The 13,705-nt window shown below is 61.6% G+C and carries 8 protein-coding genes; 1 reads left to right on the forward strand and 7 read right to left on the reverse strand.

Annotated elements, in window-relative coordinates:
- Window positions 1–490 precede the first annotated feature (490 nt).
- Entirely contained in the window at window positions 491–2,866 is a 2,376-nt protein-coding gene (locus APH41_RS19220) for an RND family transporter (RefSeq protein ID WP_054920786.1), read from the reverse strand.
- Between the two features lie 18 nt (window positions 2,867–2,884).
- A complete protein-coding gene (locus APH41_RS19225) occupies window positions 2,885–3,922 on the reverse strand; it encodes a YCF48-related protein (RefSeq protein WP_082430472.1) in 1,038 nt (345 codons plus the stop codon).
- A gap of 440 nt (window positions 3,923–4,362) precedes the next feature.
- Here APH41_RS19225 and APH41_RS19230 point away from each other — a divergent pair, with 440 nt between their 5' ends.
- On the forward strand, window positions 4,363–5,478 hold the full coding sequence (locus APH41_RS19230) for a Gfo/Idh/MocA family protein (protein ID WP_054920790.1): 1,116 nt from the start codon (window positions 4,363–4,365) through the stop codon (window positions 5,476–5,478).
- A 114-nt stretch (window positions 5,479–5,592) separates the two neighbouring features.
- Here the strand turns inward: APH41_RS19230 and APH41_RS19235 are convergent, their stop codons facing one another.
- The 5 genes from APH41_RS19235 to APH41_RS19255 all read right to left on the reverse strand — a co-directional run bounded on the left by APH41_RS19235 (window position 5,593) and on the right by APH41_RS19255 (window position 13,598).
- Window positions 5,593–7,296, reverse strand: coding sequence for an AMP-binding protein (locus tag APH41_RS19235; protein WP_054920791.1), 1,704 nt, complete (start codon window positions 7,294–7,296; stop codon window positions 5,593–5,595).
- 31 nt (window positions 7,297–7,327) lie between these two features.
- Window positions 7,328–8,626, reverse strand: a complete 1,299-nt coding sequence (locus tag APH41_RS19240; protein ID WP_054920792.1) for an acetyl-CoA C-acetyltransferase — start codon at window positions 8,624–8,626, stop codon at window positions 7,328–7,330.
- Window positions 8,623–9,513 (reverse strand): MaoC/PaaZ C-terminal domain-containing protein, encoded by an 891-nt coding sequence (locus tag APH41_RS19245; protein ID WP_054920793.1) that lies wholly within the window; start codon window positions 9,511–9,513, stop codon window positions 8,623–8,625. Before APH41_RS19245 ends, APH41_RS19240 begins: the two co-directional genes overlap by 4 nt.
- A gap of 3 nt (window positions 9,514–9,516) precedes the next feature.
- On the reverse strand, window positions 9,517–10,860 hold the full coding sequence (locus tag APH41_RS19250) for a 3-oxoacyl-ACP reductase (protein ID WP_054920795.1): 1,344 nt from the start codon (window positions 10,858–10,860) through the stop codon (window positions 9,517–9,519).
- Between the two features lie 227 nt (window positions 10,861–11,087).
- Window positions 11,088–13,598, reverse strand: coding sequence for an acyl-CoA dehydrogenase (locus APH41_RS19255; protein WP_054920797.1), 2,511 nt, complete (start codon window positions 13,596–13,598; stop codon window positions 11,088–11,090).
- Between the last annotated feature and the right edge of the window lie 107 nt (window positions 13,599–13,705).

Here is a 13,705-nt window from a genome sequence, read left to right on the forward strand (position 1 = left end):
GGCAGTAATCATTTTGGGGAAAGCCGCAATGATAGCCCAGGCTGTAACCTAGAGGTTGAACACTGCGGTGATGCTATCGCAGCATAGGTATCTACAACTTCGGTACGACGCTAAACCTGTGGCGAGGGAGCTTGCTCCCGTGACGGCCTGACAGCCAACGCCCGCCTACCTGACACCCCCACGATCAAACTGTGGGAGCTGGCTTGCCTGCGATGGCGGCCTGACGGCCGAGGCAGTTATACCGGGTAAATATCCATTCCTGCGGTATCAGACATGTAGGCGCTCTGATCCAACATCCCAGTTGGCTGCCAGGCCGTCTTCGCAGGCAAGCCAGCTCCCACACTTGGCACGGTGCGTCAGTTGGATCAGCTTCGGCTGTCAGGCCGTCACGGGAGCAAGCTCCCTCGCCACAGGTCCAGCTTTGCGCCAACGTTGTGTAGATACCTATGCCTATCGCAGGCAAGCCCGCTCCCGCCTTTTGGGAGCAGGATCAATGCGCGAACAACGAGTTGCCCTTCTGCCCTGCCAGCTTTTCAGGCTTGATCAGGAATCGTGCCAGCGCCGGCAACAGCCACAGCGCGCCGAACATGTTCCACAGCAGCATGAAGGTCAACATCAAACCCATGTCGGCCTGGAACTTGATGGCCGAGAAGATCCAGGTGCACACGCCGATGGCCAGGCACAAGCCGGTGAACAGCACGGCCTTACCGGTGGACTTCAACGTCTGGTAATACGCCTCTTGCAACGGCAAGCCAGCGCGCAGGAAGCTTTCCAGACGGCTGTAGATGTAGATGCCGTAGTCCACGCCAATCCCCACACCCAGGGCTACCACCGGCAAGGTTGCGACCTTGACGCCAATGCCCATGAACGCCATCAGTGCGTTACCCAGTACCGAGGTCAGCACCAGCGGCAACACGATGCACAGGGTCGCCGCCCAGGAGCGGAAGGTGATCATGCACATGGTCGCCACGCACAGGTACACCAGGATCAGGATGATCAGTTCCGACTCCTTGATCACCTCGTTGGTGGCCGCTTCGATCCCGGCATTACCCGCTGCGAGAATGAACTCCAGGCCGTCCTTGTTGTTTTCCTTGGCGAAGTCCTGCACCGCATGCACCGCGCGGTCGAGGGTTTCGGCCTTGTGGTCGTTGAGGAACACCAGCACCGGCGCCAGGGAGCAATTGTTGTTGTACAAGCCATCGGCACGGGCGATGGAGTTGTTCAGCACATCCGGGTTGCGCGACAGGGTTTCCCATTTCAGGTTGCCCTCGTTCATGCCCTTGATCATTTGCTTGGACACGGTCACCAACGAGATCGCCGACTGCACGCCCTCGGTGTTCTGCATCTTCCACATCAACTGGTCGATGGGCGCCATGGCTTCATAGCGCGAGCAGCCTTCGGCCTTGGTCTTGACCATCACCACCAGCACGTCGGAGCTGGTGGAGTAATTGCTGATGATGAAGTTGTTGTCCTTGTTGTAGCGCGAATCCGGGCGCAGTTCCGGTGCGCCTTGGTCCAGGTCGCCAATCTTCAGGTTCTGGCTGTACCAGAGGCCGCCACCAAAGGCGATCAACGCCAGGAACACCGAAACCGGCGCGACTTTCGGGCTGGCAAATTTGGACAGCAGGCGCCAGAAGCTATGTTCGCGGTTCGCGTCTTTCTTGCTCTTGGCGATGGCGCGCTTGCTGATGCCCACGTAGGAAATCGCGACCGGCAGCAGGATCAGGTTAGTGAACACGATCACCGCCACGCCGATGGACGCGCCGATAGCCAGTTCGCGGATCACGCCGATGTCGATGATCAGCAGCGTGATGAAGCCCACCGCATCCGCCAGAATGGCGATCATCCCCGGCAGGAACAGTTGCCGGAAGGTGCGCCGCGCGGCGGTGAGGGCGTTGTCTGCCTCGCTGGATTGCAGGGCAATGCCGTTGATCTTCTGCACACCATGGGAAATGCCGATGGCGAAGATCAGGAACGGCACCAGCATCGAATACGGGTCCAGTCCGAAACCGAAGAAGTGCATCAACCCCAGTTGCCAGACCACCGCCACCAATGTCGTGCTCAACACCGCAATGGTGCTGCGCAGGCAGTTGGTGAACCACAGCAGCAGAATCAGGGTGATGACGAACGCAACGCCGAAGAACAGCACCACCATCACCAGGCCATCGATCAGGTCGCCGACCTTTTTGGCAAAGCCGACAATATGAATCTTGACGTTGGGGTTCTGGGTTTCGAACTTGTCGCGGATCTTGTCTTCGAGTTCATGGGAGAACTTGCGGTAGTCCAGGGCCAGCAACTTGCCCTGGTCTTGCGGGTCCGGGTAGGACTCCAACAGCGGGATATCAACGATGCTCGACTTGAAGTCATTGGCGACCAGCCGCCCGACCTGGCCGGACTTGAGCACGTTATTGCGCAACTGGTCGAGGCTCTGCGGCGAACCGTTGTAGCTCTGCGGGATCACCTCCCCGCCGGCAAAACCTTCTTCGGTCACCTCGGTCCAGCGCACGCTGGGGCTCCACAGCGACTTGAGGCCCGAGCGGTCCACACCGGAGATGTAGAACACCTCGTCGTGGATCTGGCGCAGGGTCTCCATGTACTCCTTGGTGAAAATGTCCCCGTCCTTGGCTTCCACCGAAATACGCACGGTATTGCCCAGGTTGGCCAAATCGTTACGGTGCTCCATCATTTTTTCGATGAAGGGGTGCTTGAGCGGGATCATCTTTTCAAAACTGGTGGACGGGCGAATCAAGGTCGCCTGCCAGAACAGGAAGAGGCTCACCAGCAGGCAGATGACGATCACCACCGGGCGATTGTTGAAGATCAGACGTTCAAGAAAGGTCGCTTTATCGTTGTGATGACTGCTCATTGAATCCCCGCCTTCTTATTATTGTGAGAGCTCTGCGCCGGCCGATGTGGCAACCCGCACGCCACCCTGCCCCGCGAGGATCAAATTGCCATTGCCGGCCGCCGTGACCGCCGAGAGTGAAATACGGTCCGGGCGATTGAACACACTGAAGGTCTGGCCGTCGTCGTGGCTGACCACCACGCTGCCGCCGTTGCCGACCACAACAAGGGAACCGTCCTCCAGCAAGGTCGCCCCCGACAGGCCAAACTCCAACGCGCCACGCGCTGCGTTCAATTGGACCTGTTCCCAAGTGCTGCCGAAATCAGTGGAGCGGTAGAGGTTGCCGCGCAACCCATACGCCAGCAGGGTTTGCGGCTGTGCGGTGCTGATCACGCCAAACAGCGAACCCTCGTAGGGGCCTTCGAGTTTTTCCCAGGTCTGGCCGTCGTCGCTGGAGCGAAACATGCTGCCTTGCTCACCGACGATAAACAGGCCGGCGCCCTTGACCTGGGCGATGGCGTTGAGGTGGTACTGGTCTTCGTTGTCGAGACGCTCGCTCACATCGTTCCAGGTTTTGCCGGCGTCGGTGGTTTCGATCAACGCACCGTAGGCACCCACGGCCAGGCCGTGGTTGGCGTCGTTGAACCACACATCGAGCAACGGCGCTTCGCGTTTGAGGTCTTGATATTGCTGGGTCCACGTGGCGCCGCCATCGGTACTGGCAAGAATCTGCGCATCGTGGCCGACGGCCCAACCGTGCTGATCATCAACGAAAAACACCGCCGTGAGCAGTTGCCGGGTGGGTACTTTGGCTTGGGCCCAGGTGTTGCCCTGGTCATCGGAATAAAGGATATGCCCCCGATCACCGACCGCCACCAGGCGCTTGCCCGCGTGAACCACGTCGATCATCAAGCCTTTGGCGGCCTTGGGGGATTCAATTGCAAAGACTGCGGCGGCGGAGGTATCGCTGGCGGCCAGAACCGGCAGCGACAATGCGCTGCCAGCAAGCAGCGAGAGCGCTGTGGCCAGCAACGCAACCCTGCGTGCGGCGCGTGGGCGGCAAACAACCCAACCCATGACAGGCTCACTCATAGACCTTTCTCCCATTTATTATTGTTAGGTCGTCTTCTCTGCCAGGACCTTGAAACCTGCAATCTAGAGCGCCTGGAGGAAGCAGGAGCCATCCTATCGGGCTTTGGAATCGTCTGACAATCGGCGCTACGTTATCTTTTGTTAACTGGCGGCGTTTGGCCATGTGCTGAATATAGCTATATCAGCTGAAATGATGGCCCCACGTGATCGACGTGATCGTTCCCACGCTCCGCGTGGGAATGCATCCTCTGACGCTCTGCGTCCTCACCGCGCAAACAGCGGGGCGCAGAGCGCCCCGGCCGGCATTCCCATGCGGAGCGTGGGAACGATCAGAAGAAATGAATTTTTATTCTATCTATTGAATTTAGTGAATTTTTATTCCATTAATAGCCTTCCTGAAAACAATAATCCAAAGGACCACGACGATGCGTGAACTCGGAATCGGCTTGATCGGCACAGGCTTCATGGGCCGCGCCCACGCGCTGGCGTTCAACAACGCCCGGGCGGTATTTGAACTGCCGGTGCAGCTCAAGCTGGCCGCCCTGGCCGATGCCGACACCGAACGCGCCCAGCGTTGCGCCAGCGCCTGGGGGTTTGCCCAGGCCCATGGTGACTGGCAAGCGCTGATCAACGACCCAAAGGTCGACGTCGTGGCCATCACCACCCCCAACCATTTGCATTACCCCATGGCCATGGCCGCGATTGCGGCCGGCAAAGCCGTGTATTGCGAGAAACCCCTGGCCGTCAGCCTCGAACAAGCCGACGCCATGCGCCGCGCAGCCCATACCGCCGGGGTGGTGACGCGTGTCGGCTATAACTACCAGCACAACCCCATGATCGTGCTGGCCCGGCAGATGATTGCCCTGGGCGAACTGGGCCAGATCATCAGTTTCCAAGGTGAGTTCAGCGAAGACTTCATGGCGGACCCGGCCTCCCCTTGGTCGTGGCGCTGCGAAGTGGAGCATGCTGGCGGCGCCCTGGCTGACCTGGGCAGCCATTTGCTGTCAATGGCCCGCTACCTGGTGGGCGACGTGACCCATGTCTGTGCCGATACCCAGACCGTGCATAACCAACGCCCCGCCACTGCCGGCAGCCCAACCTCAAAAGCCATTGCCGTGGATGACCAGGTGCACGCCCTGCTGCGCTTCGCCAACGGTGCACGCGGCACGGTGAGCAGCAGTTGGCTCAAGCACGGTTACAAGAACCATCTGAGTTTCGAGATCAGCGGCACCCAAGGCACGCTGGCGTTTGACCAGGAGCGCTTGAATGAACTGCGCCTGCACCGCATCGGCCAGGACGGCTTCCAGCGCCTGCTGGCTGGCCCCGCCCTGCCCGGCTATGCGGCGTTCAGCCCGGCGGCGGGGCATCAGTTGGGTTACAACGAATTGAAGACGTTGGAAGTGCACGAGTTGATCATGGCGCTGGCCGGCCAAGGGGATCAGGGGACGGACTTTGAAGCGGCGTGGGAGGTGGAGCGGTTGGCGACGGCGATTCGAGTGGCCGCCCTTGAGGAACGCTGGGTAAAAGTGGGCACGGTTTAAAAAGTGGGAGCGGGCTTGCTCGCGAATACGCTGTGTCAGTCGGCACCTTCAGTGCCTGAACCGCCGCATTCGCGAGCAAGCCCGCTCACACATTTGGTCATCTGAACCATTCAATCAGCGCAAGGCCCGACGCAGCACTTTGCCCACCGTGGTCTTGGGCAGTTCCGTGGTGCGAAACTCCACATACTTTGGCAGCTTGTACCCCGTCAGGTACTCCCGGCAGTGCGCAAGAATCTGCTCCTGGGTCAGGGTCGGGTCCTTGCGCACGACGATGATCTTGACCTTCTCCCCGGTCACTGGGTCTTCGACCCCAATGGCCGCCACTTCAGCAACCCCAGGGTGCATGGCCACCACGTCCTCGATTTCATTGGGGTACACGTTGAAGCCCGAGACCAGGATCATGTCCTTCTTGCGGTCCACCAGGCGGATATACCCGCGTGCGTCCATCACGCCGATGTCCCCGGTGGACAACCAGCCCTCGGCATCCAGCACCTCAGCGGTTTCCTTCGGCCGTTGCCAGTAGCCCTGCATCACTTGCGGGCCACGTACTTGCAACTCGCCCTGCTCGCCGATATCCGCCAGTTCGCCGTCTTCGCGTACGAAGCGCACCCAGGTAGAGGGCAATGGAACGCCAATGCTGCCGGTGAATTCCATCTCGCGCATGCGGGAAATATCAATAGGGCTGATGCTCACCACGGGCGAGCATTCGGTCAGCCCGTAGCCTTCGATGATCGGCAGCCCGGTCACCTCTTTCCAGCGCTTGGCCACGGCGGTGTGGGTGGCCATGCCGCCAGCAATCACCAGGCGCAGGTCGGAAAAGTCCCGTGCACAAAATTCCTTGTTCTCCAGCAACCCGTTGAACAGCGTGTTCACCCCGGCAATGCCATTGAAGCGTTCCTTGCGCAGGATCATTTGCACGCGCTTCACGTCCCGAGGGTTGGCGATGAGGATATTGCGCCCGCCCAGGCACATGAACATCAGGCAGTTCACCGTCAGTGAGAAGATGTGGTACAGCGGCAGCAAGGTCACGTTGGTTTCCTGCTTGTGCAGGTTTAACTGGTCACCGACCCAGGCCTTGGCTTGCAGCAGGTTGGCAATGATATTGCGATGGCTGAGCATCACGCCCTTGGCATCGCCGGTGGTGCCGCCGGTGTATTGCAGGAAGGCCAGTTCATCGCGGTGCAGGCTGACCGGCAAATGGTGCATGGCCCTGCCCTGTTTGAGCACCTGGTTGAAACGCAGCGAACCGGGCAGCCTGAAGGCCGGTACCTGCTTCTGCACGCTGCGCAGGATGAAGTTCATTGCCGCGCCCTTGAAGGTGCCCAGCAAGTCGCCAATGGCCGCGACCACCACTCGCTTGACGCTGCTGCCCACCATGGCTTTTTCCAGGGTATGCGCGAAATTTTCGAAGATCACCACGGTTTCGGCGCCACTGTCCTTGAGCAGGTGCTTGAGTTCGTGGGCGGTGTACAACGGGTTGACGTTGACCACCACCGCCCCGGCCAGGATCGTGCCCAGCAGGCAGATCGGGTACTGCAAGCAGTTGGGCATCATCAGGGCCACGCGGTCGCCCTTCTTCACGCCCTGGTCCTGCAGCCAGGCGGCAAAGGCAATGCCCTGGGTGCGCCAATCGGCATAGGTCATTTGCGTGCCGATGCTGACGTAGGCCACCCGTTCACGGAACTTCTCCAGATGCTCCAGGAACACTTCGCGCAGCGACGGGTAATCCTCGATCCCGGCGTCAATGTCCGCTGGCACGCCGGGCAGGTAAGTGTTCAACCAAATACGTTCGGTGTGTTCCAGGCTGATAGCGTTCATCGCAGTGTCCTTATTGTTGTTTTTGATAGCGCTACTTTTCGACGATGGCGGTGATGCCCAACCCACCCGCCGCGCAGATCGAAATCAGGCCGCGACCGCCACCGCGTTCATGGATGGCCTTGGCCAGCGCCGCCAGTTGCCGGCCACCGGTGGCCGCAAACGGATGGCCGCAGCCCAATGAGCCGCCGTTGACGTTCATCTTGGCCCGGTCGATGGCGCCCAGGGGGGCGTCAAGGCCGAGTCGCTCGCGGCAATACTGCGGGTCTTCCCACGCCTTGAGCGTGCACAACACCTGGGCGGCGAACGCTTCGTGGATCTCGAAGAAGTCGAAGTCGGCAAACCTCAAGCCTTCCCGCGCAAGCATGCGTGGCACGGCGTAAGCCGGCGCCATCAGTAGGCCCTCGGTGCCGTCGACAAAATTCACCGCAGCCGTTTCGCCGGTGCGCAAGTAGGCCAACACCGGCCAGCCATTGGCGGCGGCCCATTCTTCACTGGCCAGCAGCACCACCGAGGCGCCATCGGTCAGGGGCGTGGAGTTGCCGGCGGTGAGCGTGCCGTTCTGGCGGTCGAAGGCCGGCGACAAGCCGGCGAGCTTTTCCAGGCTGATATCGGCACGCAGGTTGTTGTCACGGGCCAAGCCGCGATGGGGGCTGATCAGGTCGTCGAAGAAGCCGCGTTTATAAGCCGCATCCAGGCGCTGGTGGCTGGTGAGGGTCAGCTCGTCCTGGGCCAGGCGCTTGATCTGCCAGCGCTTGGCCATTTCTTCGCAGTGCTCGCCCATGGACAGGCCGGTGCGCGGCTCGCCATTGCGCGGCAGCAACGGTTTGAACAGCATCGATGGGCGTACGTTCATCAAGGCCTTGAGCTTGTCGCCCAGGCTTTTGGCGCGATTGGCCGCAAGCAAGGTATGGCGCAAGGATTCGTTGATGCCAATGGGCGCGTCGGAGGTGGTGTCGGCACCACCGGCAACGCCCACTTCGATCTGGCCGAGGGCGATTTTATTAGCCACCAGCAGCGCAGCTTCAAGCCCTGTGCCACAGGCTTGTTGCACATCATAGGCAGGGGTTTGCGCAGACAACGTGGTGGACAACAGCGCCTCGCGGGCCAGGTTGAAATCCCGTGAGTGCTTGATCACCGCTCCGGCGGCAAACTCACCCAGGCGTTGGCCGTGCAGGTTGTAGCGCTCCACCAATCCTTGCAGGGCGGCGACCAGCAGGTCCTGGTTACTGTCGTGGGCATACACCGTGTTGGAGCGCGCAAATGGAATACGGTTGCCGCCGATAATCGCCACGCGGCGGGTCGGGGCTGGGGTAAAACTGTGGTCACTCATTGCTGGCTCTCTTTCCAAATGAATAGCCCGCGCATATGGGGCTTGTCCCCGGCGAAATTGCGCACTTCGAACTCGCGTCGTGGCCCGCTCACGGGGTGGCCCCACAGGGCTACCTGGCCGGGCAGGAAGATCGGCAATTTGAAGTCGCAATGGGCCTCGGCCTGGTCCAGGCCACCGGGCGGCTGTTGCGCTGCCAATGCGCGGCCCAGGGTCCACATGCCATGGGCGATGGCGCGACGAAAGCCGAAGAGCCTGGCACCGATGACCGACGTGTGAATGGGATTGAAATCCCCCGAGACCTTGGCAAAGCGTCGCCCCAGGTCGGCGGGCAGTACCCAGCGCTGGGTGCGTAACAGACCGTCTTCCTGTAGCGGCAGAGGGTCATTCCAGGGTTCACCCACCGGATTGCTGACGTCACGGCGCAAATACAGACTGTCGCTTTCCCACACCAGGGTTTCCTGGCTGTAGGCACGGGTGGCGATACTCAAGGCCTGCCCTTTTGGATGGGCCACCCAGCGCTCGCAATACACCTCCAGGCGCAGCGCCTGGCCCTCGTGCAGGCGCTGGTGCTGATGAATGCGATTGGCCAGGTGCACCATGCCACTGGCCGGGTACGGGAAGCTCGGCCGGGTCAGCAGCATGAGGTGCAGAGGGAACGCCAGCACATGGGGATAGGACAATGGCACGCCCTGTTCGCGACGAAAGCCACACGCCCGTGCGTAAGCGGCGATACCGGCCGACGAAAGCTCCACCGCGCTGCGCACCAGGCGTGCTGCAGGCAATGGCGGCGCACCGTCGAGTTTGGGTTTGCGCAAGGCGCGCAGGCCGTCGAGCAACAACTGCGTGCGCGACGGCGGTGGGTCGATAATCTGCGTCACGTAGTCCATCGGTCAGGCTCCCAACAGGCTTTGGCCGCACACCCGCACCACCTGGCCATTGACGCCGCCCGACGCCGGATGCGCCAGCCAGGCAATGGTCTCGGCCACGTCGATGGGTTGCCCGCCCTGGGACAACGAATTCATGCGCCGCCCCGCTTCGCGGATCATCAGCGGGATCTTCGCGGTCATCTGGGTCTCGATAAAGCCGGGTGCCACCGCGTTCACCGTGACCTGCCGGACTGCCGCACGCGGTGCCAGGCCCTGTACCAGGCCTATCACACCGGCCTTGGACGTGGCGTAGTTGCTCTGCCCCAGGTTGCCGGCGATACCGGAAATCGACGACACGCACACAATGCGCCCACCAGGGTTCAAGCCCTGACTGTCGAGCAAGGCCTCACTGAGCTGCCACGGTGCTTCGAGATTGACCGCCAGCACACTGCGCCAGGCGCCCTCGGTCATTTTGGCGATGGTCTTGTCGCGGGTGATCCCGGCGTTGTGCACCACCACATCAAAGGCGCCGTATTGGCTGACGTGGGTTTGCAACAGTGAGGCGGTGTCGGCGGCGGTAATATCCAGAGGCAACGCCGAACCGCCCACGCTGGTCGCCGCCTGCTGCAAGGCTTCCTGGGCCTGGGGCACGTCCACACACACCACATGGGCACCGTCCCGCGCCAGCACCTGGGCAATCGCCAGGCCGATGCCACGGGAGGCGCCGGTGACCAGGGCGCGTTTGCCGGCAAAGGGTTTGTCCCAGTTGATGGCGGCATGGCCATCGACCGGTTTTTCCAGGCGCACCACCTGCCCCGAGACATAGGCGGAACGGCGCGACAGGAAAAACCCCAGGCTGCTGTCCAGCGCGTCTTCCGCGCCCGGCGCCACGTACAGCAGTTGCACGGTGATCGCGCGGCGCAGCTCCTTGGCCAGCGACCGCACCAAGCCTTCAAGGGCGCGTTGGGCGATGGCCTGGGGCAAGTCGTCGCAATGCTCGGGTGCCGTGCCGAGCACCACTACTCGGCCATGCTGGCTGAGGCGCTTGGCATTGCTGTGAAAGAACAGGTAAAGCTCATCCAACTGTTGCAGGTCGGTCACGCCGCTGGCGTCGAACACCGCGCCTTGCACCTTGACCGTGGACGGTGCCTTGAGCGTCGCCGGGCTCGCGGCGACGGTGTCGGTGGCGCTGAACACGCGCTGCACCGAGGCCACCAGGCGCCCTGCCCCGGCGATGATCACAGGATTAGCCAGGCCGGCCTGGCCGCTGCGATGCCGTTGCAGGGGCAAGGGTTGCGGCAAGCCGACCGCCTGGGCCAGACGCCGGCCCCAGGGAGAATTGACGAACGAAAGGTAGCTGTCACTCATAAGGAGTCCACTCACAACACAGTTCTTGCCTGATAAACCGGTCAAATGTGGGGAACTGGATCGCCCTCTGTAGGAGCGAGCTTGCTCGCGAAAAACGTCAACGATAACGCTGGCTTCCTGAATCAACGCGGCGCCTGTGAGTTCTTCGCGAGCAAGCTCGCTCCTACAAAAAGCCTTCTGCCTGGTATTCAAGGCAAGCAGTTCCCACCTGTGGACCGGGTTTTCTCTTAATTGACCGGGACGCTGCGCCGTTTGGCCACCGGCTCGAGCGCCTGCTTACGCTGCTGCAGAGCCTCCAGCAAACCAAAGTCCTGGGGAAAGTCGTCCACCTGGATACCGTGGTCGGCGTATTCCACATAGCGCGCCAGCAAGGCGTCTTCGTCGTCGCTGATCAAATCCAGCGCCCGCGCCTTCACGCGCCAATCGGTGAAGGCCGTGGCAGAAATCGGCAGCGGGCCGAGCAGACCTTGCTTGATGGCGGGCTTGAGCCGCGCCTCGATCAGCTCCACTTGGGGCAGCAAACGGAAACCCAATTCGCCGTAGGCCAGCTTGTCGACTTCCGCACGTGGGATGTAGGAGTTGGCCAGCAAACGGTCGCGGGTCTCGCCAGGGGTCTGCACCACCTCCGCCACCTGCGCCAACAGGCGGTCCGACGGTTTGCGCAGCGGGATGCCAAACGGAAAGCTCAAGGTGCGCACTACTGCTGCTGCGGGTTTTGAAGGGTAGTTGTCGAGCACTTCGGCCAAGGCTTCGTGGGCGCGCAACAAGGCGTCCTGGGCCGCCCAGTGCACCAGCGGCAAGTCCGCCTGGGGCCTACCGTCATCCTCGAAGCGCTTGAGCACGCAAGACAGGATGTACAGCTGCGACAAAATATCCCCCAGGCGCCCGGTAATACTTTCCTTGCGCTTGAGGGCACCGCCCAGCACGCCCATGGAAATATCCGAGATCAGCGCCAGCACCACCGACAGCCGATTGGCCTGGCGGTAGTAGGCAGCCAGCGCCGGGTCGGTCTTGGCCGGCGCCGCGATCAGGCGCCCGCCGGTCAGGGCATGCACCGCTGCGCGTACGGTGTTGGCCACGACAAAACTCACATGGCCAAACATTGCGCTGTCGAAGTCTTCCAAGGCCTTGCGCCGGTCGGGGTTGTGCGCCGCCTCCATCTCGCGGAACACGTAGGGATGGCAACGAATCAAGCCCTGGCCAAAGATGATCAGGCATCGGGTCATGATGTTCGCGCCCTCCACCGTAATGGCGATGGGACTTTGCTGGTAGGCACGGGCGAGGAAGTTATTGGGGCCCATGCAAATGCCTTTGCCGGCGACGATGTCCATGCCGTCGTTGACGATGATGCGCGCCCGCTCTGTGACGTGGTACTTGGCAATGGCCGAGATCACCGACGGTTTCTCGCCGGCGTCCAGGGATGCCACCGACACCTTGCGCACCGCATCACAGGCATACAGATGCCCGGCCATGCGCGCCAGCGGCGCCTGTACACCTTCGAACTTGCCGATGGGCAGGCCGAATTGCTTGCGCATCGCCGCATAGGCTGTGGTACCGCGCACCGCCACTTTACCCAGGCCGACGTTGGCCGAAGGTAGGGAAATCGCCCGACCTGCCGCCAGGCATTCCATCAACATGCGCCAACCGTTGCCGATTTGTTCGCGGCCGCCGATCACCCATTCCAAGGGAATGAACACATCCTTGCCGGTGGTTGGGCCATTCTGGAAAACCGCATTCAACGGCCAGTGACGCCGGCCGCTGTTTACCCCTGGATGGGAGGTGGGGATCAACGCACAGGTAATGCCCAGGGAACCTGGCGCGCCAAGCAAGCCCTGCGGGTCTTCGGCGCGGAACGCCAGGCCCAGCACCGTGGCAATCGGGCCGAGGGTGATGTAGCGCTTGTCCCAGGTCACTTTGAAACCCAGTACTTCCTCGCCCTCATGCATGCCTTTGCAGACAATGCCCAGGTCGGGGATCGCGCCTGCATCCGAGCCGGCATAAGGGCTGGTCAGGGCGAAACACGGAATGTCGTCACCGCGTGCCAGGCGCGGCAGGTAGTAGTTGCGCTGGGCGTCGGTGCCGTAATGCAGCAGCAGCTCGGCCGGGCCCAGGGAATTGGGGACCATCACCGAAATCGCTGCCGCCGAGCAGCGTGTCGACAGCTTCATCACCACCTGGGAATGGGCGTAGTGGGAGAAGCCTTTGCCGCCGTACTGCTTGGGAATGATCATGCCGAGGAACCCGGCATCCTTGGTGTACTGCCAGCCTTCGGGGGACATGTCCTGCCAGACCTGCGTGGTTTCCCAGTCGTTGGCGATGTCGCACAGGGTTTCGACTTCGTTGTCGAGGAAGGCTTGCTCCTCCGCGCTCAGGCTGGCCGGCGCGGCTTGCAGCAGACGCTGCCAGTCGGGCTTGCCGCTGAACAGCTCGGCATCCCACCACACGGTGCCGGACTCGATAGCCGCACGCTCGGTATCGGACATCGCCGGCATGATCGTGCGAAACAGGCCCAGAGCCTTGGTGGACAACAGTTTGCGGCGCAGGGGTTTGATCGCCAGCACCAAGGCGGGCAGCACCACCAGCACTGCCGCCAAGGCAATGCCCGGCACGGCCACTGCGTTGAACAGGTAACCCACCACCAACCAGACCAGGCCAGCGCCCAGCCACAAGGTAGCGGCGGCTTGTCGATACGCCAGGGTAATCGCGGCGGCGAGACCCACCAATAACCAGATAAGCATGGGGATACCTCTACTTGATTCAGGGTGTGGCAAACGCGTGGGCAACTCGATATGAACTGCGGCTGAAAACCACACTACAAACTTTAAAGAGCAAATTCAAATTTTGT

The organism is Pseudomonas sp. NBRC 111138 (assembly GCF_001320835.1).
Classification (GTDB): Bacteria; Pseudomonadota; Gammaproteobacteria; order Pseudomonadales; family Pseudomonadaceae; genus Aquipseudomonas; species Aquipseudomonas paracarnis.